This window comes from Erythrobacter sp. S43, assembly GCF_057364955.1.
The window spans coordinates 639,784-664,676 of the sequence record NZ_CP200285.1; the positions used below are offsets into that span (position 1 = coordinate 639,784).

Below are 24,893 nucleotides of genomic sequence, written 5' to 3' on the forward strand. Positions count from 1 at the left end.
GCGTCATTTCCTACACAGCTCGCCATGGAGACGATTGAGCCCAAGACCTTCTTTTCGGCCGATATTCGGGCAGGCACTATCATGGAAGCAGCCCCGTTTCCCGAAGCGCGCAAGCCCGCAATCAAACTGGTGCTGGATTTCGGCACAGAGATCGGACGCAAGAAGAGTTCCGCACAAATTACAGAGCTTTACACGCCCGAAACGCTGATCGGAAAACGCATCATGGCGGTGGTCAATTTCCCGCCCCGCCAGATCGGACCGTTCATGTCGGAGGTTTTGGTGCTGGGATTTCCCAACACAGAAGGCGCGATTGTGCTGGTTGAACCGGATAGAGACGTGCCCGATGGCGCGCGCCTAACGTAGGTCGCCCAAAGCCGCCTCAAGGTCACCCAGCCACGGCTCAAACGGTTTCCATGCGCCCTGCCCCTTGCGGTTGATCGGCTGTCGGACCTGTTCACTCGACGCGGTCCGGACCGCTCGGTCGGTTTTGTGGAACTCCAGACACGCCTCTTCGAACGGCACCTCGAGAAAATCGAGCATCCGCCGGGTCTGCCCCTCCAGATCGTCGAGCACGTCCTCGTGCTGCACGCGCAGAACCTTGCCTGGCAGCACCGCGTCCCAATGCTCCATCAAATCGACATAGTCAGCGTAGTACCGCCCTACTTCAGTAAGGCCGTAGGTAAACTCCTGCCCCTGCGCGAAGAGCTGTTTGAAACCGGAGAAACAGCAATCCATCGGAGTACGGCGGGCGTCGATAATCTTGGCGTTGGGCAGAATCAGATGGATCAGCCCGATATGCCGGAAGTTGTTCGGCATCTTGTCGATGAAGAACGGCGCACCTTGGCGGTGCACGCGGGTGCTTTCGATGAAATGCTCACCGAACTTGACGAAATCCTCAGCCGTAAGATCGTGCAGGTTCGCTGGGTATTGCGGCTCGCCCGCTTTGCGCCCGCGCAGCCGGTGCGCCAGCGCCAGAATATCGGGCAGCTCGAGCGTGCCATCGATCTGTGAGTGGCTGGCAAGGATTTGCTCAAGCAAAGTCGAACCTGCGCGCGGCAGGCCGAGAATGAAGATCGGATCGGGCGCATCATGGCCAACGCCCTCGTGTTTTGCGAACAGCTCGGCCGCGCAGAATTCCTTTTGCCGCGCCAGCTCCTCGGTCATCCCATCTGCGCTGTACCGCGTCTGCGCGCGCTTGAGCGTGTTGCCCTCTTCGTAGTGGCGGAAACTGCCCTCGTAATCGCCACGATCTTCCAGCGCTTTGCCCAAAGCAAAGGCGATGTGGACGCGGTCGTTAAACGCCAGGTCCCCGCGTGCGGCCTGCTGCCGCATCGCATCCATTTCGGCATCGGTGAAGGTATAGGTTTTGAGGTTCGCGAGCGCATAATAGGCATCGCCATGGTCGGGCTTGATCGCGAAGGCCGCGCGGTAATTCTCGACCGCTTCATCCTGCCGTCCCATCGTCTTGAGCGCGTGCCCCTTGCTGGTCAGCGTCGCGTGGTCTCCGGGCAGCTTTTCGAGCACCTTGTCGAACAGTTCAAAGGCGCGGCTGTACTCGCCCGCTTGCATGCTCTCGATCGCGAAATGCGATTGGAAAAGCGGATTATCACGGTCGCGATTGTACAGCGCCTCGGCCTCTTCGCAGGCACGCTCAAACTTTTGGCGACGACGCAGAACGTCAATGTAATCGAGCCGCAATTGCACATTATCAGGCTCAAACTGCGTCGCGGTTTCAAGCAAGAATTCGGCATCTTCGAATATGCCCATTTCCACGCCGATCTTGGCAAGCAGCCGCATCCCTTCGACATGGCGCGGGTTCTGGCGCAGGAAGTGACGGCAGAACTCTTCAGCCCGCAGCAGGCGGCCTTCATGCAAATGGTTGGTCACCGCCAGCAATTCGCGCGGCAAAGTGCGCAAGCGATCAAGCTGCGCCTGCGCTGCCTGCGCTTGCTCCGGACCGCCAAGCCGAACTTGCTCGCGCCAGCTGGCGTCCAAGGCGGGGTTGAAGCGTGTGGCCCGCGCGAAAGCTTCCAACGCGGCTGCATTATTGCCCCGCGCAAGAGCAAGGTGCCCCTCCTCCTGCCACGCGCGGCCATATTCGGGCATCGCGGCATGCAAGCGGACGAGAAATGACGACGCGGCATCGGGCTGTTTCGAGTAACGCGCCGCAACGGCGGCCATATACAGAGCCTCGCCATCATCTGGCGCATCGGCCAGAACGGTGTCCGCATGGCTCAGCCCGTCGGCAAAGCGCCCCGATTGGAGCGCCTGTTGTGCCTGTTTGAGTGTTTCCTCGCGCGTCATAAGCCTGCCTTAGACAGCAAAACGGCGGGAGTGAACATCGCCACTCCCGCCGCTTTGATCAGGTTAGTCTCGGATCAGTAGTCGAACGAGACACGCGCACCAATCGTCAGCGGACGGTTGGTGATGATGCGTTCACGGTCGTTGCCGAAGATGCCGGAGATTTCGGCACGCTCGTCAAACAGGTTCTCACCGAAGATTTCAAAGCCCCACTGCTCGGCTTTCACGCCGATTGAGAGGTCAGCCACGGTGTAAGCATCAAGCTCGATCTTGTTGATCTCGATGATGTCGGTGAACTTCGATGCCGAGTGCGAAACCTGCGGCTGGATGTAAGCTTCCAGCGTGTCCGACAGGTCCCATTCGTAACGAACGCGGATGTTACCCTGGAAGTTCGGCGCATAGGCCAGCTCTTCCCCGGCGATCACATCGTTGGTCGGGATCAGAACTTCTGTGATCTCGGTGTCGAGGATCGAGAACGCACCGGCAATCGTCAGACCCGGAACCGCGTAAGGCGCGATCGTGAAGTCCGCTTCGATACCGTAGATCTCTGCATTCGCCGCGTTAGACGAGAAGAACAGGTTGGTGATCGAAGGATCGAAAATCTGCGTTTGCAGGTTGGTGATGTCCACGAAGAAGGCCGAACCGTTGAAACGGAACTGACCATCGATAAGGTCCAGTTTCCAACCAAGTTCGTAGTTCTTCACTTCGTCGGTTTCGAGTTCAAACGGCACAACAAAGCCGCCAGCACCCACTGCGCCGCCTGGACGGTTTAGGAAGCCTGGACGGAAGCCTTCCGAATAGGTGGCGTAGAACAGCGTGTCTTCGCTTGGCGTCAAGGTCACTGTGCCTTTGACGATCACACCATCGGTCGATGCGGTGTCGGGCGCGCGGATGGCGTTAAACACCTGCTGTGCCTGTGCCGAAGAAAGGCCAGCCGCTTCGATGTCAGCCAGACTGTCATTCAGATCGAATGTCTGACGCAAAGCTGCGTTGCACGAACCGATAAAGGTAAACTGGCCATCACCGTCATAAAGATCGCTGATGTCGGTACCGAACGCGTTGGCGTCCTGCGCCGCGCCCGAGTTACAGAACGAGCCATTCGCCGAACCTTCAAAATCGACTTCGACGTCGTAGTAACGCGCGCCGAAGGTAGCGGTCAGAAGGTCGGGAACGATGTCGACATTGACTTCACCGAACAGGCCGAACTGCTCGTCCGTACGACGGATGTCGTTGCGGAAGATCGTTTCAGCCGGGAACGGGCCCGGATCAGAGATGAAGCCTGACATTTGCGGGAAGTTGGTTGCAAACGGGCCAAACGGGTTGGCCAGCGTGTTGCCCGGATAGGCGAAGTCCACGCGCTCTTCGAGGCTGAGGTCCGAATAGAACGCACCGCCCTGGAAACGAACGCGCCAGTCTTCCGGCGTGCTGACGCGGAATTCCTGTGTGAACACCTCGGTCTTGCTGAACGAGTTGATGTAGAGGTTCGGCGCCTGACACGTACCTGTCGGGTTGTTGCCCGCTCCTGGATACGACACGCTGCCATCACAGATGTAGTACGGCAGGTACTGACCGGCGAACAGGTAGTCGGTGTAATCCGCGCGCTGTTCACTGCGGCGATCGGTGTAAGCACCAGTGTAGATCACATCGAGCATCGCGATGCGGCCCTCAAGGGTCCATGCGGTGTTCGAGAAACGGTCTTCGAGACGGTCTTCTTCGAAACGCTCGATCTGGAGGTCATCAAGACCGCCCAGTTCCGGATCAGCGAAGAACACGCCGTCGGTCTCGAGCGTCTGGCGCTGGTGCGAAACGTTGAAGGTCCAGTCGGGAGCGATTTCCCAAAGGCCGCTGACGCGGAAGCCCGAATAGGTGGTGTCGTTGAAGTTTTCCTGTGCCAGACCAGCATTGTCGGCCTGAAGGAAAGTGACACCGGAAAGGTCCGCGGTCGACTGGAAGCCGGCGCGGTTTGCGTTCACTGGAACACCGTTTTCACGCACGAAGCCTTCCGGACGGAAGCGCGCGCTTTCGGTCAGGTCGCGGGTGCCCGCAACGTTGTCGATGTAGCCGCCCTGATCGTCGAGATAGACGACACCGCGAAGGGCAATCGTATCCGACACCGGAACGTTGAGCATGATCTCGCCCTGGTAGCTTTCCTCACCACCCTTGGTGAAGGACACGCCGCCTTTGAACGACGCTTCAAGCCCGCCGAGGCTCGGCTTGTTGGTGATCAGACGAACCACACCGGCCTGTGAGCTGGCGCCGAACAGCGTACCCTGCGGACCGGAGAGAACTTCGATACGCTCAAGGTCAGCGGCGTATACGTCAAGGTTACGGCCCGGCTGCGTCAGCGGCTGATCGTTAAGATACAGCGCAACGTTCGGCGCGAGACCGGCAACACCGGCAACGGTGATGTTCGGCGTGGTGGATGCGAGGCCACGGATGTAGATCGTGCTTTGGCCCGGGCCGTTGCCGCCAGCAGTAACAGTTGGCAGCTGCTCAAGGTAATCCTCGAACGTGTCGATGTTCAGCTCTTCGAGCTGTTGCTGGCCGATGGCCGAAACCGAAACCGGCACGTCCTGCAGGTCTTCGCTGCGGCGCTGTGCCGTCACGATGATGTTCTGCACCCCGCCGCGCTGTTCCTGCGCGTTCTCTTCGGTGGTGTCCTGATCCTGCGCGAACGCAGGCGTAGCGACAGCAATAGCCAGCGCACTCGCCGAGGCGCAGCTTGCAAATCTAATCATGTTGTTTGTCCCCTTAAGACAATTTGGTCCGGAGCAAGAATAGCTCTCGGCAGACCCTTTAATATTTTTGGGCGCAGGGAATAGCATTCCGCGCCACGTCGGTGGCTCTAAGCAACCTAATGCATGACGACCACCGGCGTATCCGGACTTTTGGAAAGTCGGGCAATCGCTGTTGCAAAATAACAACATCCGCGACGACCTGATGAATTCATTGAAGAATGGTCAAGTGTACTGATGTACAGCTGGCACTTATTTTCGGCTATACGCGCTCTGTTTTTACAGCGGGCAAAGTTACTCTAAGTTATACCAAACATAGCCTGATTTAGTCTTGCGAAGGCGAAGCATACCTCGCGAATTACTCGCCAGTCGATACTTGCCCGTCCCACTCTTCGCAGGCTGCTGCGGTTGTCGGGACACCGTGCTTCTTGCGGATCAGGTCGAACACCACGGCCTTCACAATCGCCACACACATCGCAACAAGCACGAATGAGAACGGCAATGCGCCCAAGATCATCGTGATCCGGATCGCTTCGACCCCGCCCACGATCAGCATCGATCCCACGATAAACGCCAGAGCCAGTCCCCAGAAGATGATGTGGAACCGGCGCGAACCTTCATCTTCGCCAGCGCCGTTGATCGTGTTGATGATCAGGATCGCACTGTCTGCCGAGGTGACGAGATAAGTCATCAGCAGCACCACTACCAAGGCCGACACCACAGTCATAACACCCGGGCTCAGCAGTACTTCCAACGTGGCGTAAAGTTGGTCCGCCATTGCTGCGCCGACAATCTCTCCGTTTGCAGCGCCGCTCAATTCCAAATCAATCGCGGTGCCACCAGCCAGTGCCATCCAGACAAAGCACATCAGCGAAGGCACGAGCGCGACGCCAAGGATATATTCACGGATCGTCCGCCCGCGTGAAATGCGTGCGATGAACATTCCTACGAATGGCGCAAATGCGATCCACCACGCCCAATAAGACACCGACCAGCCAAGCTGCCAATCGACCAGAGCATCGCCCGCTTCCGTGCCATCGCGGCTGAACAGCGTCAGCGACAATTGCGGCAGGTTGACGAAGTAATCCCAAATACCAACGCCCAGCAATTCGAGCGCATACATTCCCGAGCCCACCGTCGCGAACAGCGCCAGCAGCGCGAAGGACAGGGTCATATTGATATTGGAAAGCCACTTGATCCCGCGCCCCACGCCCGAAAGCGCGCTGAGCGTCGACGCACCGACAAGGGCTATCAGCGCGATAACGATGGCAGAGTTAGAAGCCACCTCGCTCCCCGCGTCACCCACCATCAGCCACTCTGCGCCCGTCAGACGGAACAGGCCGGCGACAAATTGCTGCACGCCCAGAGACATCGTGTAAGCCACGCCCAAGATGGTCGCGACCACGGCAACGATATCGACGATGTGCCCGCTGACACCCGACATGCGCTCTCCGAACAAGGGCGCCAAGGCGGAGCGTATAGTCAGCGGCAGCCCGCGGCGATGCGCGACATAGCCAATCCCCAGACCGACCAGCGCATACGTGCACCATGCACCAAAGCCCCAGTGCAGGAATGTGTAGATATAGGCAGAACGGACATTCTCCGCCGTCAGAGCATCAACCTTGCCCGCGATCACATCCGGATTGTTCTGGAAATGCGCCAGCGGCTCTCCGGTCGAGAAGGTCAGCATCCCGATGCCAATCCCTGCACCAAACAGCATCGCAAACCACGAAAAGCGCGAGAACTCCGGCTTTTCTCCCGGCGCGCCCATCCGCAAACTGCCGATCTTTGGCACCAAGGCGAGGATCAATGACACGACGATCAAGGCCGCAACTAGAAAGACATACCAACCGCTGAACTGCGAAATGATGCTGCTGTTGGCGCGGGCCAGCGTCTGCTCTGCGCTTTCGCCAAAGATTGAAACGAACAGGGTTTCCGATGCGGCAGAGAACAGCGCCCAGACAATAATCATCGTGACGATGATCTTTGCCGGGATCGTCACCTCACGGCTGAACCCGTCATAGAAACCGCGATCATGCGTATCGATCGGCAGTTCCACCAGCGGCGGATCAATCGGTGCTTCGGTTTCGGGTGATGCTTGGTCTTGCGTATCAGACATGAATGAACGTGTGTTATTCGCCAGCATTCGACTGCTGCTCTCTCGCAGGGCCCTGAATGGAGTAGCCGCGTGGCAGAATAATCCCGAATGCGAGCGCGACCCTAGCTGGCGGGTGGCGCAATGCAACCCACTTGGCGTTTTGGTCGGGTATGGTTAGGCTGCCGTCTTATTGATAGACAGGGGCAATTCTCGTTGAGCGGTAACGGGCAAAAGGCTGAAAGAGCGGGTGCTTTGGCAAGCGTGCTGGATTGCTCGCAAGGCTCTGCCGATGCGCTTGCCGATGCCATGGCGGAGCGCGAGTTTGCGGCCAAAGCTATCCTAATCCACCAAGGTGATGCGACCGATCAGCTGTGGCTGATCCTGGGCGGAACGGTGCAATTGCAAGCCGTATCGGCGGAAGGTCAGGTCACTGTCCTTTCCTCTTTCGGGCCGGGCGAACTGGTCGGCGCGTTCGAGCATGAGGATGAGAGCGCTTATGACGCGCGGGCTTTCGGCGCGGTCGAGGCTTTGCAGGTTGAAACGCAAACCCTGCGGCGGTTGATCGAAGAATGCCCTGATCTGGGTGGCGGCATGTCGCGGATTTACGCCGCGCAGTTGAGCGCTGTGATCGATCGCCTATCCGCGCGCGTGACTCTGTCTGCCACGGGCCGACTTTATCGCGAATTGCTAAGGATGGCTGGCGACGAAGATGAAATCTCGCCGCCGCCGATCATCGCCGCCCTAGCCCTAACCGCGCAGACGACGCGCGAAACCGGCTCCCGCGCGATCAGTGCCCTCGAAAGACGCGGGATTATCGAACGCGATGAAGATAGGTTAAGGATCGTTTCGCGAAGGATGCTGGAAGATTTGGTGCTCTGAGCCTTTGCTCAGGCGATAGAGAAAACCGTGAGCGGGCCGGACAGCGTGCCGATCTCGCCAAGTTCTTCGACGCGCCGCGCCGGATCAAGCGCCTTGGCAATCATGGCCGCGTTTGGCCCCGAATAGATCTGTCCCTCGCCCGCGCTGAGCGCCAATCTGGACGCCAGAGCTGCCGCTGACTGCCGCGCGTCTTCGGCCTGGATCAGCGAGGTGACGAAGCCTGCCGCCGCTTCGGGGAAAGTGGTATGCAATTGCGCGGAGAGCGCCAGACATTGGTCGAACGAACCGGTAAACTCAACTGTCTCATCGCCGGGCATCACATCAAGCCCCTGTCCGGCGAGCAATTTCGCGGGATCGGCGCCGCGCACGCTCAGCACAGCATTGAGTTGAACGGAAAGAGTGACGCCGCCGGTCGTGCCGTTGGCAACCCGAGGCGTCTCCACACAATGCACTTGCCCGCCAGTGCTTTGCCAAATGTCCAAGTTCGATCGTTGTGGTTCACCAATGGCCTTGATCGCCAGCGCGTGGGCCTCGGTGCGCAAACTGTGCGCACGGCGCAAGGATAGGCCCATCGTGACCAGATTGGCTGCGTGGACCATTGGGTGCAGATGCTCCTGAGCGCCATCTTCGGGCCACAGCTCGGCTATGCTCTCTGCTTGCTCCATCAAGGCATCAAAGCGCGGGGCCCATTGCGCGCCATAGGGTTCGACTGAGACCGCGCGGAACGTGGCACGGTCAAACGGCAAGACGACATGCAACAGCGCGCCTGCCTCGACCAACCGCTCAGCCAGCAGAATGTCAGCCCCCGCCGCCAGCGCTCCATAGGCGAAGCCGGGGGAGAGCTGAGTGATTGTTTCTTCGATCGCCCGCGCAAGTGTGGGATCGTCGGGATCAAGCCCGATCAGCCCGGTGAAATGCACCGAAGGCGCGGGCCTGCATGCGTCGAGCCACGCGGCGTCCCCGCCCTGCGCGGTTAGAATACGCTCGAACTGGCCGATAGTGGCGGCGTGGTCTTCCCACGCGCGCGGAAGTTTGACGATGCCGTCTTTGAGAGCGCCCTCGGCCTGTGCCCGCTCGCCCAACAGCAACAACGCCTCCGCCCGCGTCGCCTCACGCCAATAGGGTGTCTCGCCTTCCTCAGGATCGCTCTCGATCAGGCCGAGCACCTGCTGCGCAAGCTCCGCCGACTTTGGCGTATCCTGTGAAAGCAAAGCCAGCGTCGCGGCGTTGATCAGCGGATAGGTATCGGTGCGGATCGCATTGGCGGCGAGATAGGCATCCGCAGCCTCACGATAGAGCCGCAACTTCTCATCACCCGCCGCTCGATCCGCAAGATCCTTAAGCAAGCGCCCCTTAAGCGTGAGCGCCTTGATATCGCCGGTGGCCTCCGCAAGCCCCGAAGAGCCAAACCTCTCCCACGCCCGAACCGGATTGCCGGAACGGGCGAGAGAGAGGATTTGGTTGTACAATCGCATCAGTGGTTATGGCCCCGTATTCCGGCCGCCTGGGTCAATCGTAACAACAAGCTTTTTGTTTGACGAGATGCCAGGAATCGGAACTTTGTAGGCAATATCAAACTTGTAGTCGTCGTGCGTTTTTTGATTGTTGGGCGCAGGGTTCCCCGGTTTCCGCCGACGATTAGTCGGGGGAATAAGATGCAAGTTTCGGCACGAAAGATATCTCACATTAGTTGGTGAGGATTCATTAGGTCGCACAATAGAAATAGTGCGATTTTCGGCATTGAAGAAGTTATCATTTTTTATGCGAGGAATGCCTCGGTATTTCCCTTCAGGAAAATGCAGAGAGAAGCTTCTTTTCGCATTCTTGTCACTCGCATCTGAGTGATCAATCAGCTCCCAAGCTGGGAAATCGAGATACACCACCAGATAAGAGGGCTTCCACCAGAGAACGTCTTCAATATCGGCCGTGCCCATCGATGAACCACTCAATTCGGATTCAATGAGCCCCTTGACGGTAGAGTCCAAGTCTCCCGAAATCGCCTCGGACGTCATGCTGCTAGAAAGCTTACCGGAAGAGTCAAACTTCAAGAAATAGAAGTAAACATGCTCAGGTTTCGCAAATCCATGTGGGTCATCAATCCAAGGGCCTTGATGACGGTACTCTCGCCCTCCAGGTCCCGTGTATTTCCCTGATCTGGAACCTTCAGTTCCCTCATTGTCAGGATCGGCAAAAGTGGCAACGCCATTGGCCTTTTCAATGAGCTCCTGTATCTCTTCTTCAGTTTGAATTGGCATCGCATTGTTCCTTTCCGCTTAATTTCGCCACGTCAGACCGCGTCTTTTTCAAAAAATCAGACCAGTCCGAATTCTCCGGGTCATGCGCGACCAGCGCCTTGACCCCGTTCTCTACGCGCGTCAGTTCGCGCCGCGCTTCATCACCATCACCCAGTTTGCACCGCGTCAGCGCGATTGCCCGTTCGGCGATCAACAATGAGAATTCTGCTTCTTTGTCTTCCGGGTGATCTCTTGCGATTTTCCGGATGATCACAGCGCTCTTCAGTCGCTGGTCGAGGGCTTGTTCAAATTCGCCCTGGTTGTAGTGGACATCGAAACGCCATGCTCTCGCATTGGCGAGACCTTCTTCCGCCACGCGCTGATCCGGCATGCGCTCGTCTGCCAGTGTAAGGAAGGCAATCGCGGCATCGAAGCTTTTGGCGGCCTCTTCAAGCCTTCCGAACTCGAAGTGAATGATACCCGGGTTGAGTTCTCCGAAGCCAAGCTCCTTGGCTGCGCGAAACGAGTCTGGCTCTAACTTGGCAAGCTTGCGCGAGAGCGTTCTGTATGCGCGAAAATCCTTGTCCGCTTCTTCAAATTCTCCGCGCAGTTCCTTGACCCGCCCCACCCAATAGGTGCTTTGGCCGTGGGCATAGATGTGATCCGGCTCTTCAGGATCGCGCTGCATAAGGATCGTCGTGGCCCGAAATGGATCCGCCAAGATACCTTCAGCCTTGTCGAGATCGCCGTTCTTCTTCTTGGTCTGGTCTTCACCGATATCGTGCAAGATGCTCGCCCAGTTGATCAGACTGTCGGTCGGCAATCTCTCCGGATCGCCCTGACGCTCATAAAACCGCAAGGCGCGTTCATTGAACTTATCCAGCACTTCAAGGTTGCCGAGGCCAATCAGGTCCTCCCGTCCATCGGTCAGCAGCTCCTCGATAAAAGCATCGCTGCTTTCCCGTAGAGCTTGCTCTTTGCTGCGTGCCTGAATTGCCATCGTCGTCATGACGCCCATGACTATGGCGAGCAGTGCAACCACGCCCGTGACGGCCATCACGCGGCGCATTTGTCTTTGACTTTCGCGCTGGACCAGCGCGTCGAGCGGCACACCGGCAATGCCGGCTACCACTTTCAGGAAGCCAAGTTTCCATCCATCGCCGTCCTTGCGCAGGTCCGCGGCGAGCGGTTCGACGCCGCCTTCAATAAGCGCATCGGGAAATGCCTCGGCAGGCTCCCCCGCATGATCGCGGCGAGGATCGGGCGGCCGGGGCAGTGCTCGCGGAAGTAGGCGATTTCTTGCCCCACCCAATGCGATGCTTTGGCGTCGGGCGAGCAGGCGACGATCAGGACTTCGGAACGGGACAGCGCATCGGTGACAGCATCGGAGAGATTTTCCGCCGCGGACAGATCTTCTCGGTCCCGAAAGACTTTGCCGAGCCCAAGTCCGTTCGTTCGTGAGTTGAGAGCATCAATGTGCCCCAAGCCTTTGGGAAGCCGATACGCTTCAAGCTTTGCATGCAGCTTCCGAACATCCGCCGCGTCCGCGTGGCTGTAAGAAATAAACGCGCTGAACCCCGGGCGATCTGCGACCGCCGCTTCTTTATCTTCCACTCCGCCGCCCCATACTGCTTGGAAGTCGAAACAATTGAACGGAACAGACAAACAATAGCAAGCGATGTTTGTAAGAATGGTCAGTCAAACTTGCTAACAATTGGGCAATCAAGCGGCTCATCGCGCGTCAAAACCTTACAGCCGCATTAAGTATCCATGATCATTCGCTGTTGAGCATCGATCTGCTTTATGCGTCGCACCAGGAACGACGGGATATTGAGATGACGGGTCAGGCGGCGTCGCACGCTCAGGAAACGAGCGAAGAACTAGAGATCACGGAAGTATCCAGCGAAGCAGAGGCACAAGAGAACGCTCTACCCCGCATCGCGGTGGCAGGGGCAGCAGCGCTGGCCACGGCAGCATGCGGAGGCGACGGAAGCGCTCCTCCGAGCGGTGGCGGCACCGGCGGCAACCCTCCTCCCATACAACAAGCCCGGGCCCCGCAAAGCGATGCGGAAGCTGCGCGCTTTCTGTCTCAAGCCGATCTGGCCGTAAGCACCTCTGCCATCGCGCAATTGCGCGATCAGGGATACGAGCCATGGCTGGATCGTCGCATGCAGACGCAGAACGACCAGTCTTCACGCCAGTTCATGGCGGATCGCGGTTTTGATCAGGTTGATGCCAACCGCTACTACTTTAACCGCACTGTCGGTGACTACATGATTTGGTCACAGTTAATGACGGGCGGGAATACGCTGCGCAAACGGTTTGCCCTTGCGCTCTCTGAATTTTTCGTTGTGTCCCTGAACAGTATCGAGATCACTTGGCGAAGCTCGGCGATTGGCGCCTATTGGGACGTTCTAAACCAGCACGCTTTCGGCAATTTCCGCGATCTGATTGAAGACATCACACTTAACCCGGCCATGGGCGTGTTCCTGAACACGCGTGGCAACCGTAAGGCAGATCCACGCAGCGGACGAGTGCCTGACGAGAATTATGGCCGCGAGATCATGCAGCTTTTCTCCATCGGGTTGTTCGAACTCAACCTCGATGGATCCCAGCGGCTTTCTGGCGGCCAGCCGATTGAAACCTACACCAATGAAGATGTCACAGGCATTTCAAAGGTCTTCACCGGCTATGACTTCGACTACACTGGAATAGGCTTCACGCCCGAAGTGAATGGCAGCGGCCAGATCCCCGATGTCGCCTATGTCTATCAGCCTATGACCGCTGATCCTTCGCGTTGGCGCAATCCCCGAAGCGAGGGCTTCCATTCCGATGAAGAGAAGACCTTCCTTGGACTGACAATTCCCGCAGGTACCAATGCAGCGGACAGTCTGACCATGGCCTTGGACCATCTGTTCAATCATCCCAATGTCGCCCCGTTCTTCTCCAAGCAGATGATTCAGCGTCTGGTGACGAGTAACCCGAGCCCGGGTTACGTTCAGCGCGTTGCTTCCGTGTTCGAAAACAACGGCTCTGGCGCACGCGGTGATCTTGGCGCGGTTTTCAAAGCCATCCTGTTGGATGACGAAGCGCTTGATCCTGCCAATGTCAGCAATGCCGGTTTCGGCAAGCTTCGCGAACCGATGCTGCGCTTTGCCCAGTTGGGCCGCACCTTCGGCATCCGCTCGATCAGTGGCGATTGGGAATTGCGGGACATGTCCGACAAGGCGAGCCGACTAGGCCAGTCGCCGTTGCGCTCGCCATCCGTTTTCAATTTCTTCCGGCCCACTTATTTTCCCACCAATTCGCAAGTGGCGGATAACAGCCTGCTTGCACCGGAGTTTCAGTTGGTGAACGAAACGTCGGTTGCGGGCTACATCAACTTCATGGAACGCGCCGTCGAAACGTCCGGCTTCCTGTTCAGGGATATCGAGCTGGATTATTCCGAAGAAGCAGCCCTTGCCGACAATGCTGTCGCGCTGATCGATCGGCTCGACCTGCTGCTTACCGGAAACCAACTCTCTACAAGTGTGCGCGATGCGATGCAGACGGCCATCGAGTCTGTCGAAATTCGAGCGGACAGAGAAGATGAAGACCGGCTGCGCAGGGTCCATGTCGGGGTTTTTCTGACCTTGGCCTCCACCGATTATCTGATCCAGAAGTAAGGAACCGACGCATGTTTATTGGCAAAAGTGCAGAACTATCGCGTCGCGCGTTCATGCGTCGCTCCGGCCAGTTGGCGGCTATGGGCGCGGCATCGTCCTACGCTCTGGGCCTTGCTGGATTGGGAGAGGCCGCAGCCTTTTCATCCTCTGGTGGCTACAAAGCTCTGGTGTGCATCTTCCTTTATGGTGGAAATGACCACGGCAACACGCTGATCCCGTTCGATCCGGATAACTACGCGCGCTACTCTGAGATTCGCGGTGGCGGAGGCGGCGAAGGCGGCGGCGGCATCGCATTGTCTCGCGCTTCGCTCGCAAACACAGTGCTGACGACGCCGGACGACCAGACGCTGACAGACGGAATCCAATATGCGATGGCGCCAACTCTCGGGCGGATGAAGACGCGTTTTGACGAAGGCGTGATTGCACCAGTCTTGAACGTTGGCCCACTTCTCGCACCGATGACGCGGGCGCAATACGACAACAACTCCGTCCCTCGTCCACCGAAGCTGTTTTCGCACAACGACCAACAGGCAACTTGGCAAAGCTCTCAACCGGAAGGCGCTCCCACTGGTTGGGGCGGCCGGATGGGTGACCTTGCGCAAAGCGGCAACACCAATGCGATGTTCACGGGCATCAACGTTTCCGGCAACGCAGTTTTCCTGAGCGGCCAGAGCTCTGTTCCGTATCAAGTGTCTCCCAGTGGTGCGACGCTGATGCGGCCGCTGCGTAATGGCCGGCTATACAGCTCAAACGAAGCGGCTGCTTCGCTTGATACGATCCTTCGAAGTGGCTCGGGCAATGTGCTTGCTGCGGACTACGCGCATATCAATGATCGGTCCGTACAATACGGCGCTTTCGTCAACGATGCGTTGGAAAATTCCGGCGTTGCGACTGACTTTGGGCAAGGGAACCGGCTGGCAGATCAGCTGCGCACCGTCGCGTCACTCATCGCAGCGCGCAATTCGCTGGGTGTCACACGGCAGGTGTTCCTGGTTTCGATGGGCGGCTTTGACAACCATGACGGCTTGATCGGGCAGCACGAAGGTCTGCTGGCTGGCCTCGATTTCGCGATGGATGCCTTTTACCGGGCGACGATGGAGCTGGGTGTCGCTGATCAGGTCACGACCTTCACCGCTTCGGACTTCGGGCGCACCCTTGCTTCGAATGGCGATGGTTCGGACCATGGCTGGGGCAGCCACCACTTCGTTATGGGCGGCGCCGTCAATGGAGGCCGTTACTATGGCCGCGCACCGCACGTTTCGGTCGAAACAGCTGACCAGGTCGGGCGCGGACGCCTGCTGCCCGACACGTCGGTTGATGAGTATTCATCGACACTTGCACAGTGGTTTGGCGTATCGCCATCAGAGGTCCCGAGCATTTCGCCCAATATCGGGCGTTTCGGCAGCCCTGATCTTGGCTTTATGCAGATGGCTCCGACGACCTAGATTGCTGCATTGGCCGTCAGCTCGGCCAGTTCAGCATCTCCGAACCCCAGCACTTCGGCGAACACTTCGCTGTTGTGCTCACCCGGCGTGGCGGGTGCAGGCCGACGCACACCTGATGGCGTCTTGGAAAGTTTCGGGAAGGCGTTCTGCATTTTGATTGCGCCGCGGTTAGCCGTTTCGACCTCGATGATCGCCTCGCGAGCCTGAAAGTGCGGGTCGGCGAGCATGTCGGGTGCGGTGTAGACCCGGCCTGCGGGGATCGAGTGCTCGATCATCGCCGCTTCGACCTCATCCACGGCCAAAGTGCCTGTCCAGGCATTGACCATATCGTCCAGCTCGGTCTGGTTCTTACCGCGCGCAATATGGGTGGCGTAGCGATCATCATCGGCCAGCTCAGGCTGACCCATGGCGGCGGCAAGGCGAGCGAAAATCTCATCCTTGTTCGCGCCGATCATGAAATGCCCGTCCTTGCATTGATAGACATTGGACGGCGCGATGCCGGGCAGGATTGAACCCGAGCGTTCGCGAATAAAGCCGTTGAAGTCGAACTCGGGGACCAGCCCCTCCATCACCTGAAGTACGGATTCGTACAGCGCGGTGTCGACCACCTGCCCTACGCCCGTCTTCTCGCGGTGATGCAGAGCGGCGAGCACGCCCATGCAACCATAGGACGCACACAGAGTGTCGCCGATGGAGATACCCATCCGTGCGGGCGGACGGTCCGGGTCGCCGACAATGTAGCGCCAGCCGCCCATCGCCTCGCCAATCCCGCCAAAACCTGCGCGGTTGGAATACGGGCCGTCCTGACCATAGCCGGACATTCGCGCGATGATCAGGCCGGGATTGTCCTTGTGCAGCTCTTCGGGCGATAGGCCCCATTTCTCCAGCGTGCCCGGTTTGAAATTCTCCACCAGCACATCGGCTTTCGCAATCAGCTTGCGCGCCAATTCCTGACCTTCGGGAATGCGCAAATTGCAGGTGACCGAGCGTTTGTTTCGCCCGATCACTTCCCATTGCACTTTCTCTTCGCCTTGCCCCCACAAGCGCATGGGATCACCCGCTCCAGGCGGTTCAACCTTGATCACATCCGCGCCCATATCGCCGAGCAATTGGCCGCAGAACGGGCCAGCCAAAAGCTGACCCATTTCCACGACACGCACGCCTTCCAATGCACCCATTATTCGGCTGCCTCGCGAAGATCATCTTGATGCCAGACGGGCTGGATAGGAGCAGGCAGACCGGTTTCTTCTTCACAAGAAGCGCGCAGTGCCTCGATGCCGGGGCCATAATCGAACAGCGGCAGTTCACCGCGAGACCCCTTGATTTCTGCACGCAAAGCGTCGGTCGCAGCGGTGTCGATATCACCAGCTTCATCCGCGACAACGCCGTAATGGCGCGCGCCTTCCACGGTCACCAATCCTTGGCGGATTTCCAGACCAACGGCCTCGGGATCACGCTCCAGCGGGTCACCCCAGCCGCCGCCGCCCCATGTGATGAAGTGCAGCAAATCGCCTTCCTTAACCTCGACATCCTCGATCTTGTTGCCGACGATTTCGGTGGAGCCATCGGTGCGCTCGATCACCTTGCGCGCCCGTGCACCCGGATGGCCTCCGTTCACGCCCCATGGAGGGACGAACCAACGATCATCATGGATCGCAATCGCACCATCAGCGAGGAAGCGGTAGGTCATGTGAATGCCATTGCCGCCGCGATGAAGGCCTGCGCCCCCGCTGTCGGGTTCGGTCGAATACCGCTCGATCCGAAGCGGGAAATACCGCTCAAGAAACTCGTTCGGTACATTGGTAAAGCCGGGCCACAGCGAGTGCCCGTCCGGCCCGTCGCCCAGCGGACGTCCCGGTATGCCGCCGAAGCCGATCTGGAACAGCTGGAACCATTCGCGGCCACGGTCTCCGCGCGTATCCCAGCCGGAGTAGAAAAGGTGGGGCGAGGACGAGAACCCGGCTGCATTGAGAAACTCGGGCGTCCCCTGCCCCAGCAAGCCCCCGAGAATATCGAAAATCCGACCCAACGCATGGGTACGACCCGAGAGCGCGGCGGGGAATTGCGGTTTAAGGAGTGAACCTTCGGGAATGCGGACTTCGATCAGATCGTAGAAGCCATCGTTGAACATGATCTGCGGGTCGAAGACCATGATCATGTAGATCCCGAAGAACATCTTGAACATGTTCTCGTTGAGGTAGAAATTGATCGAAGCGGCCGATTGCGGATCGGTGCCGTCGAAATCGAGGATGACCTTCTCACCCTCGCGCCGCATCGTGCATTTGATCTTATATGGGCCATAGCCCTTACCATCATCGCAGATGTAGTCCTCAAAGCTCTTGGGCTCTTCGGCCACGGCCATCGCGATCAGCGCCTTCATCGCGCGGTGGTTGCGATCGAGCAGTTCCTGCGTCGCCGAAACATAGACGTCATCGCCAAAGCGGTCGGCCATTTCGACCACCCGCTTCGCCGCCACGCGGCAGCTGGCGATCAGGGCGTTGAGGTCTGCCTGACACCAATCGGGTTTGCGCGTCTGATGCATGACGAGCTTCATCAGATCGTCATTGTAATCACCCTTCTTCCAGATCTTGACGGGCGGAATACGCACGCCTTCTTCAAAGATGCTGGACGCGCCGATGGGCATCGAGCCGGGCACCATACCGCCAATGTCCGACTGGTGGCCGAACATCGCGGTGTAAGCGATTAGGCGGCCGTCCTTGAACACGGGCAGCAGCACCAGCCAGTCGTTCGAGTGGCTGATCGCGCCTTCGCAGGAATATGGATCGGACAGGAAGATCATGTCCCCATCTTCCAACGTGTCGTCATAGCCTTTCAGAAAGCCGTCGATGAAACTGCCGAACTGGCCCACGATCATCTTCCCAGATGGGTCAGCGATGAGCGGGAAAGCATCGCCTTGCTCGCGAATACCGGGGCTCATGGCGGTGCGCACAAGCGTGGCGTCCATTTCGATCCGGGCATTGCGCAGTGCGTTCTCAATAATATCGAGCGTCACCGGATCGATGGCGACCTTGTCAAAGGGCTTATCGTTGGTTTCGATGATTTGTGCTGGCATCGGATCAGCCCTCCTGCACTGGATTGATGAGGATGTTGCCGACTGTGTCGACCGTCGCGACGCAGCCGCTTTCGACAAGCGTGGTCGAGTCCATCTCGGTGATGATGGCGGGGCCGTTGATCGTATCGCCCTGACGCAGCTTGGCGCGGTCATAGATCACCGCCGCCTGTTCTTTGCCATCCATCCATAGCGTGTGATCACGGATCTTCGCCGCTGAGGGATCACCGTCCCCCTTGGGCAACTCATTCGCCGGCAGCGCCGGTGCCTGACCCAGCGCCACGGCGCGCAGGTTCACGATCTCGTGCGGGGTATCCATGTTGAAGGTGAAGAGCCGCAAGTGCTCTTCATCAAAGCGGGCCAGAATACCCTCGATGCCATCCTTCTCAAGCCCTTCTTTGTCGATGGTGAGCGGGACCTCGAAGGCCTGGCCTGCATATCGGACATCAACTTCGAACTGAGAGGTTATGTCCCCTTCGGCCACCCCGTCGGTGATCAGTTCACCCCGTGTCTGCTCCGCCATTTCATCCAGAACAGCTTGCAGATCGGCAATGCTTGTATCCTTGGCGAGTTTCGAGAAGCTCCGTGCCGTCTCGGTGCGCATTTGCGTCGTCGCATCGCCCAGAGCGCAAAGCACACCGGGGAAACCGGCGATACGGCGGGCCAGCTGCCCATCAGCTTCGCCACCGCATTCACATGCAGAGGTCCCGCGCCGCCAAAGCCCATCAGGGCGAATTCGCGCGGGTCATAGCCCTGCTGGACCGAGATCATGCGCAGCGCGCCGAACATGTTCTCGTTCACAATGTCGATGATGCCCCGCGCGGCCTCCATCAGGCTCACGCCCAGCGCATCGGCGATGGTCTGCACAGCATTTTCTGCGCCTTCACGGTCAAGCTTGAACGAGCCTCCGAGCAAATCTTCCGGAAGATAGCCGAGCACCACATTCGCATCAGTTACCGTCGGCAGTTCGCCGCCCTTGTTGTAGGCAACCGGTCCCGGCACCGCCCCCGCGCTCTCCGGCCCCACCCGAAGTGCACCGGTGAGTTCGGGAACGTGGGCAATCGAGCCGCCGCCTGCGCCAACAGTCTTTACGTCAAGCGCCGAAGCACGGACCGACAAGTGCCCGACTTCTGTGGTCCGCACCCGCCGCGCCTCGAGACCTTCGATCAGGGCAACGTCGGTCGACGTGCCGCCCACATCGAGCGTCAGAATGTTGTTGAGCCCCGCATTCTTCGCGACCCATTTCGCGCCTGTCACCCCGCCAGCGGGGCCGGACATCAGGATGTTGACCGGATGCTCTTCGGCCTTGTGGCTGCTCATCAAGCCGCCATCGGACCGCAGCAGCGAGAGCTTGCCCTCCAGCCCTTCTTCTTCAAGCTTGGTGCGCAGGTTGGAGACATATTTGCTCACCACCGGGCGCACCGCCGCGTTGGCGACGGTTGAGAGCGTGCGCTCATATTCCTGCATCTCGGGCAGAACCTCGTGGCTCAGCGAAACCGGAACGCCAGGGAGTTCTTCCGCGGCGATTTCGCCAATGCGGGCCTCATGCGCGCCATTCACATAGGCGTTTATCAGACTGACCGTCAGCGCCTCGACGCCTTGGCCTTTCAGCTTTTGCAGCGCCGCGCGCACGGCGGCTTCGTCCAGCTCGCGCACCACCGCGCCGTCTGCGCCCATACGCTCGGGCACTTCGACCGTGTCTTCGAGGTGAGCGAGCGGTTGCGGCTTGGGCCACACGATCCACGCGGCCAGACCGCCGGGAACGAAGCTGCGTGCGATTTGCATTACGTCGCGATACCCCTCGGTCGTGATCAGGCCGACTTTCGCGCCTTTACCTTCCAGCACGGCATTGGTCGCCACAGTCGTTCCGTGGAGGAAATAGGCGATGTCCTTCGCCGAAACACCCGCTTCGGCAGTGATCGCCTTGACGCCGTTTAAGATGCCTTCGGAGCTGTCATGCGGTGTCGACGGCGTCTTGTGCCGCCAGAACGTGCCATTCGCTTCGTCAAACAGCAGCAGATCGGTGAATGTGCCGCCGACATCGACGCCCAGTCTGTAAGTCATATCGTCTTTCAGCTCCTAAACCGGCTGTCAGGCCGCCCGCGCCACGCGCGAGGGCAAGTCTCTTCCTAGTATTTGTGCAAAATCCCGGTTGGCGCGGATCACCGCCTCGAGATTGATCCCGCTCGCCACGCCCGACTGATCCATCATGTAGATCAGGTCTTCGGTGGCGATATTGCCTGTTGCGTTGGGCGCGAAGGGGCATCCGCCCAGCCCGCCCAAAGATGCGTCAAAGATGCGTACGCCCGATTGATATGCCGCCCATGCATTGGCGATGCCAGTCCCGCGTGTGTCGTGGAAGTGCGCGCGCGTCGGGATGCGTCCGCCGAGCAATTCGCCGAGCCTGCCAAACAAATCCTCAACCTGAGCGGGCACGCCGACGCCGATCGTATCGGCCAGCGCAATCTCCACTGGCTCTTCTGCGGCCATCTCCTCTGCAATGGCGAGGATGGTCTCAGGCTTCACCTCTCCTTCAAAGGGGCAGCCGAAAGCGGCGCTGATGGTGACTTGGGCTGATAGTCCCTCTGCCTTGGCAAAGCGGATCATATCGCGGTTTTCGGCAATGCCTTCCGCGATGGTCTGGCCCTGATTCTTTTGACCAAAAGTGTCGCTGGCTACGAGAACGCAACCTGCTTGATCGATCCCGCGCTTCCCACCTTCTCGGGTCGCAAGACCGCGCATTACGCCGCGTTTGTTCAACGTGAGACCGATGTAGGTCACACCCTCAATATTGGGCAGGCTAGCAATCACATCCTCGGCATCGGCCATTTGCGGCACACGCTTAGGGTGCACAAAGCTGCTCACCTCAATTCGCCGCGCGCCATAAGCAAGCATCTGATCGATCAGGGAAAGCTTGTCAGAAGTCGCCACGATATCGGGCTCGTTCTGGAGCCCGTCGCGTGGCCCCACTTCGACCAATTCAATTTTTTCGGAACCTTCTGTATACATTTGTGTTACGCCGCATCTTTCTTGGCAAGGCTTTGATGCGCCCTTGCATAGGCGTGATACGCCCGTCTGATGTGCCCAGCCATCACCACTTCGGCCCAAGCGCCGTCTCCAGCCGCGAAGGCGGAGAGCAGATCTTCGTGCTCGCTGTAAGAGCGGTGAAACGCCTCATCCCCGTAATGCTGGGCCGTGCGCCAGATCACCGGCTGCTCGATCAACGTCATCAAAAGCGTGGTCAAACGCCGCGAGTCTGCCGCCTCCAGCACGATCTCGTGGAAGTTCTTATTGTGCTCAAGGAACTTGGCCACGTCCGGCTCATCACCCTGAATTGCCTCATAAAGTGATTTATTTTCAGTATGAAGCCGCTGCAGCGTTGCTTCGTCCATCCGTTCAGCTGCGCGCTTAGCGGCATAGCCTTCCATCATCGCGCGCAGTTCAAATGCGTCGGTCACATCGCCCAGCGACCAATCTGCGACGAAGACCCGCTGCGTCTCATTTCGGCGAACCAACAGCTCAGCCTCGAGTCGCCGCAACGCATCACGGACCGGCGTTCTGGATACACCACACCGTTCCGCCAACGCTTCTTCGCGCAGCTGCTCCCCCGGCGAAAGCTCACCAGACAGCACCATGGCGCGGATCGTTTGATAGGCAAGGTCAGATGCTTTGACCACGAAGACTCCTGCTTGACTCGGAAATATTGTATACAATAAGAGCAGCTCAGCGCAACACTTGGATTTTGAAGGGGTGAGTGTGCGTCACACAATTGCGGGGCAGGAAGGCTTGGGATCTTACCTGAACGCTGCGCGCCGAGATCATGACGGTTCAGGAGGAACTGATTAATGCGCAAATTCAAGACGATCCTTGCCATCGGAGCAGCCGCTGGTGCGATGCTGCCACTGACGCCAGCGATGGCTCAGGATACTGAAACTGCCACTGACGATGGCGCCGAAGACTCGGGAATCATCGTCACCGCACGCCGCCAAAGCGAGCAGCTTCAGGACGTCCCCGCCTCCGTTTCGGTCATCACTGCTGATGCTTTGGAAAAGACCGGAGCCGTTAATACGGAAGATTTTGTAGGCCTCGTGCCAGGCGTCACCATCGTCACCGGCACAGCTGAAGCGGGCGACACGCAGATCAACATTCGCGGCATCAACGGCGCACGCGATGCAGAGAGCTCGGTCGCGCTGGTGGTTGATGGCATCCTCAAAACCAACACCGCGCAACTAAATCAGACGCAGGGGACCCTTCGTCAGGTCGAAATCCTCAAAGGCCCGCAAGGCGCACTATACGGCCGTAACGCTGCCGCCGGTGCGATTGTCCTTTCAACTCTACGCCCGACGGACGTGTTTGAAGGCGCGGTCCGCGCATCCTACGCCAATCAGGAAACTGTCGAAGCAACCGGCCACATTGCAGGCCCAATCAGCAACGGCCTCGGTTTCGTATTGTCAGGCTATTACCGCCGGACAGACGGCTTCTTCCGGAATGATTTCCTCAACGCCAACAATGTCGACAATCAAGAAGTCTGGTCGATCGATGGTCGGGTGATTGCCGATCTTGGGCCTGATACAGAGCTCGATGTGAAGGCGCGCTATTCCGAGCTGCGCGGCTCCTCGATCAACTTCAACGCCTCGTTCCACCTTCCGCAGTTCGCCGCGTTCAACCCGGCGTTTAATGAGAACGTGAACGATCACCCGTTCAACTATTACGGCAATATCGTACCGTCCAACGATCAGGACACGATCGATATCTCGGCCAAGATCGAACATGATTTCGGCGGGGTAAGCCTGACCGCATGGGCACTTTATTCCGACGTGGATCAGGCGCTGTTGGCGGATGGCACATCGGCGGACTTTGCTCGCTACATTCCCTTCCCTGCCCCAACACAGACCGCTGCGGACGTTGCCGGCGCATGCTTCGCTTCGACCGCGGCCCTAACGGGCTTTCCAGTCAACCAGCCGGGCTTTGTCGGCCCGACGCCGGTGCCGTTCCTGTTTGATCCGGTCAACGGTTCTACCTTCGGCCCATATAGCCCGAGCACGTGTGACGGGACGCAATTCCAGTCGCGGCAGCAGACCGATATCAGCGGTGAAATCCGTCTATCGTCCAATAATGACGGCCCGCTCAGCTGGCAGCTTGGCGCTTATTTCCTCACGCTGGACCGTGAAACGGGTGTCAGTCTTGGTGCGGACCTTGGCCAAGGCGCGATCCCGCAGCTTTTCAACGGCCCAAACACGATCAACCCGACTTCGCTTCTGCTCGCGGACAGCTTCGATACCAATGTCTACGCCGCTTTCGGTAATCTCGAATACGAGTTAGGTAACTTCACCGCTGGCGTCGCGCTGCGTTACGACATTGAAGACCGTTCAACAGAGTCACTCGTCCCGAACGCCCTTGATCCGATTACAGGTGGCCCGATCAACCCGGGTCAAGCCTTCGGCCCGCTTACACCGCAAAGCGAAACTTACCGACAGCTGCAGCCGAAGATCAGTCTGAGTTGGCAACCCAACCCGGACATGAACATTTATGCCAACTGGGGCATCGGGTTTAAGTCTGGCGGCTTCAACAACCAAGGTTCCTCTGCTATCATCGACGCCGCCTTTAATGACGGCGTGACGCCAGGCACGATCGACGCGGATGTCACCATCCTGGATCAATATGACAAGGAAGTATCGAGCGCGTTCGAGGTCGGAATCAAGGGCAACTTTGCCGGCGGCGCGATCACTTATGATCTCGCGGGCTATTACACCCAGATCGACGACATGCAGTTCTTCGAGTTCTTCGTCGGCAGCTTCGGCCTGCTACGCGTAGTTTCGAACATCGATGAAGTCGAAGTGCTCGGCGCTGAGCTCAACCTGACCGCCGAAGTGATCGATGGCTGGAAGTTCTTCAGCTCGTTCAACGTCACCGACAGCGAAATCAAGGCGAACTCATCGCGTCCGTATACGGTCGGCAATGAGTCGCCTTACACGGCCGACTACACGATCAATCTCGGCACAGAGATCGATACGCCGATGAGCGACACGGTCGATTTCATCTTCCGCGCCGATTACCGCATCACCGGCCCGACGTGGTTCCACTCGGTTCAGGATCAGGATCGCCCGACGATCTTCTCGGGCCTAATCCCTATTTCACAGGTGAACTTCCTGCCCGCGTCTTTTGGTGATGCGAATTACAGCATCGCCGAACGGGAAGCGTTCGGTGTTCTGGATGTTCGCGCAGGGATCGAGATTGGCAACTTCAGCATCTTCGCCTTCGGCGACAACGTGCTGGGCACCGAGTACATTGCCGAAGCCATTCCGGCGATCGAGTTTGGTGGATCTTTCATCTCACCCGGAGCGCGTCGCCTTTACGGCGTTGAGGTCGGGATGCGCTTCTAAAACCGTCTTGCGCAGCCAGTGCGGAGCCCTCAGGCAGAGTCGCTGCGCACTGGCAACCGCGCATAAATTGGCGCACATAAATC

16 protein-coding genes and 1 pseudogene are annotated in these 24,893 nt (G+C 58.6%); 5 read left to right on the top strand and 12 right to left on the bottom strand.

The annotated features are described in order from the left end of the window. Window positions 1-24 precede the first annotated feature (24 nt). Entirely contained in the window at window positions 25-363 is a 339-nt protein-coding gene (locus AC0V6K_RS03270; protein ID WP_472624742.1) for a tRNA-binding protein, read from the top strand. On the opposite strand, the gene AC0V6K_RS03275 is transcribed toward AC0V6K_RS03270, so the two are convergent. The 3 genes from AC0V6K_RS03275 to AC0V6K_RS03285 all read right to left on the bottom strand — a co-directional run bounded on the left by AC0V6K_RS03275 (window position 355) and on the right by AC0V6K_RS03285 (window position 7,155). Beyond that, a complete protein-coding gene (locus AC0V6K_RS03275; RefSeq protein WP_472624744.1) occupies window positions 355-2,304 on the bottom strand; it encodes a sulfotransferase in 1,950 nt (649 codons plus the stop codon). The genes AC0V6K_RS03270 and AC0V6K_RS03275 overlap by 9 nt on opposite strands. A gap of 74 nt (window positions 2,305-2,378) precedes the next feature. Beyond that, on the bottom strand, window positions 2,379-5,039 hold the full coding sequence (locus AC0V6K_RS03280; protein ID WP_472624746.1) for a TonB-dependent receptor: 2,661 nt from the start codon (window positions 5,037-5,039) through the stop codon (window positions 2,379-2,381). Between the two features lie 355 nt (window positions 5,040-5,394). Next, window positions 5,395-7,155, bottom strand: coding sequence for a BCCT family transporter (locus AC0V6K_RS03285; protein WP_472624748.1), 1,761 nt, complete (start codon window positions 7,153-7,155; stop codon window positions 5,395-5,397). Window positions 7,156-7,395: 240 nt separating this feature from the next. Between AC0V6K_RS03285 and AC0V6K_RS03290 the strand changes: the two genes are divergently transcribed. Beyond that, window positions 7,396-8,013, top strand: a complete 618-nt coding sequence (locus AC0V6K_RS03290) for a Crp/Fnr family transcriptional regulator (RefSeq protein WP_486172685.1) — start codon at window positions 7,396-7,398, stop codon at window positions 8,011-8,013. A gap of 8 nt (window positions 8,014-8,021) precedes the next feature. On the opposite strand, the gene AC0V6K_RS03295 is transcribed toward AC0V6K_RS03290, so the two are convergent. The 4 genes from AC0V6K_RS03295 to AC0V6K_RS03310 are packed head-to-tail and all read right to left on the bottom strand — an operon-like array spanning window position 8,022 to window position 11,912. Then, window positions 8,022-9,488, bottom strand: a complete 1,467-nt coding sequence (locus AC0V6K_RS03295; protein ID WP_472624752.1) for a tetratricopeptide repeat-containing protein — start codon at window positions 9,486-9,488, stop codon at window positions 8,022-8,024. Between the two features lie 6 nt (window positions 9,489-9,494). Next, a complete protein-coding gene (locus AC0V6K_RS03300; protein WP_472624754.1) occupies window positions 9,495-10,268 on the bottom strand; it encodes a hypothetical protein in 774 nt (257 codons plus the stop codon). Further along, window positions 10,252-11,379, bottom strand: coding sequence for a tetratricopeptide repeat protein (locus tag AC0V6K_RS03305; RefSeq protein ID WP_472624756.1), 1,128 nt, complete (start codon window positions 11,377-11,379; stop codon window positions 10,252-10,254). The genes AC0V6K_RS03300 and AC0V6K_RS03305 overlap by 17 nt, the downstream gene beginning before the upstream one ends. Before the next feature lie 2 nt (window positions 11,380-11,381). Next, the gene (locus tag AC0V6K_RS03310) at window positions 11,382-11,912 is read right to left on the bottom strand and encodes a toll/interleukin-1 receptor domain-containing protein (RefSeq protein ID WP_486172548.1); all 531 of its coding nucleotides are present in this window, start codon (window positions 11,910-11,912) and stop codon (window positions 11,382-11,384) included. A gap of 119 nt (window positions 11,913-12,031) precedes the next feature. On the opposite strand from AC0V6K_RS03310, the gene AC0V6K_RS03315 reads away from it, so the two are divergent. Next, window positions 12,032-13,912 (top strand): DUF1800 domain-containing protein, encoded by a 1,881-nt coding sequence (locus AC0V6K_RS03315; RefSeq protein ID WP_472624760.1) that lies wholly within the window; start codon window positions 12,032-12,034, stop codon window positions 13,910-13,912. 11 nt (window positions 13,913-13,923) lie between these two features. Then, on the top strand, window positions 13,924-15,357 hold the full coding sequence (locus AC0V6K_RS03320; RefSeq protein ID WP_486172549.1) for a DUF1501 domain-containing protein: 1,434 nt from the start codon (window positions 13,924-13,926) through the stop codon (window positions 15,355-15,357). On the opposite strand, the gene AC0V6K_RS03325 is transcribed toward AC0V6K_RS03320, so the two are convergent. The 5 genes and pseudogenes from AC0V6K_RS03325 to AC0V6K_RS03345 form a co-directional block, all read right to left on the bottom strand. Next, complete coding sequence (locus AC0V6K_RS03325) at window positions 15,354-16,535, bottom strand: CaiB/BaiF CoA transferase family protein (RefSeq protein WP_472624764.1); 1,182 nt, start codon at window positions 16,533-16,535, stop codon at window positions 15,354-15,356. The two genes, AC0V6K_RS03320 and AC0V6K_RS03325, sit on opposite strands and share 4 nt — an antisense overlap. Continuing rightward, complete coding sequence (locus tag AC0V6K_RS03330; RefSeq protein WP_472624766.1) at window positions 16,535-18,430, bottom strand: hydantoinase B/oxoprolinase family protein; 1,896 nt, start codon at window positions 18,428-18,430, stop codon at window positions 16,535-16,537. The genes AC0V6K_RS03325 and AC0V6K_RS03330 overlap by 1 nt, the downstream gene beginning before the upstream one ends. 4 nt (window positions 18,431-18,434) lie before the next feature. Further along, window positions 18,435-20,491 (bottom strand): annotated as a pseudogene (locus AC0V6K_RS03335) (hydantoinase/oxoprolinase family protein). A gap of 27 nt (window positions 20,492-20,518) precedes the next feature. Next, entirely contained in the window at window positions 20,519-21,436 is a 918-nt protein-coding gene (locus tag AC0V6K_RS03340; protein ID WP_472624768.1) for a hydroxymethylglutaryl-CoA lyase, read from the bottom strand. Between the two features lie 5 nt (window positions 21,437-21,441). After that, window positions 21,442-22,104 carry a GntR family transcriptional regulator gene (locus tag AC0V6K_RS03345; RefSeq protein WP_472624770.1) on the bottom strand — a complete coding sequence of 221 codons (663 nt, stop codon included), beginning with the start codon at window positions 22,102-22,104 and terminating at the stop codon, window positions 21,442-21,444. Window positions 22,105-22,272: 168 nt separating this feature from the next. Between AC0V6K_RS03345 and AC0V6K_RS03350 the strand changes: the two genes are divergently transcribed. Continuing rightward, window positions 22,273-24,810 (top strand): TonB-dependent receptor, encoded by a 2,538-nt coding sequence (locus AC0V6K_RS03350; protein WP_472624772.1) that lies wholly within the window; start codon window positions 22,273-22,275, stop codon window positions 24,808-24,810. Window positions 24,811-24,893: the final 83 nt, after the last annotated feature.

Excerpts from the sequence above, each read along its gene's own strand:
- AC0V6K_RS03270 (WP_472624742.1), top strand. The coding sequence starts at position 25 with ATGGAGACGATTGAGCCCAAGACCTTCTTTTCGGCCGATATTCGGGCA.
- AC0V6K_RS03275 (WP_472624744.1), bottom strand. The coding sequence starts at position 2,304 with ATGACGCGCGAGGAAACACTCAAACAGGCACAACAGGCGCTCCAATCG.
- AC0V6K_RS03280 (WP_472624746.1), bottom strand. The coding sequence starts at position 5,039 with ATGATTAGATTTGCAAGCTGCGCCTCGGCGAGTGCGCTGGCTATTGCT.
- AC0V6K_RS03285 (WP_472624748.1), bottom strand. The coding sequence starts at position 7,155 with ATGTCTGATACGCAAGACCAAGCATCACCCGAAACCGAAGCACCGATT.
- AC0V6K_RS03295 (WP_472624752.1), bottom strand. The coding sequence starts at position 9,488 with ATGCGATTGTACAACCAAATCCTCTCTCTCGCCCGTTCCGGCAATCCG.
- AC0V6K_RS03300 (WP_472624754.1), bottom strand. The coding sequence starts at position 10,268 with ATGCCAATTCAAACTGAAGAAGAGATACAGGAGCTCATTGAAAAGGCC.
- AC0V6K_RS03320 (WP_486172549.1), top strand. The coding sequence starts at position 13,924 with ATGTTTATTGGCAAAAGTGCAGAACTATCGCGTCGCGCGTTCATGCGT.
- AC0V6K_RS03325 (WP_472624764.1), bottom strand. The coding sequence starts at position 16,535 with ATGGGTGCATTGGAAGGCGTGCGTGTCGTGGAAATGGGTCAGCTTTTG.
- AC0V6K_RS03330 (WP_472624766.1), bottom strand. The coding sequence starts at position 18,430 with ATGCCAGCACAAATCATCGAAACCAACGATAAGCCCTTTGACAAGGTC.
- AC0V6K_RS03340 (WP_472624768.1), bottom strand. The coding sequence starts at position 21,436 with ATGTATACAGAAGGTTCCGAAAAAATTGAATTGGTCGAAGTGGGGCCA.
- AC0V6K_RS03350 (WP_472624772.1), top strand. The coding sequence starts at position 22,273 with ATGCGCAAATTCAAGACGATCCTTGCCATCGGAGCAGCCGCTGGTGCG.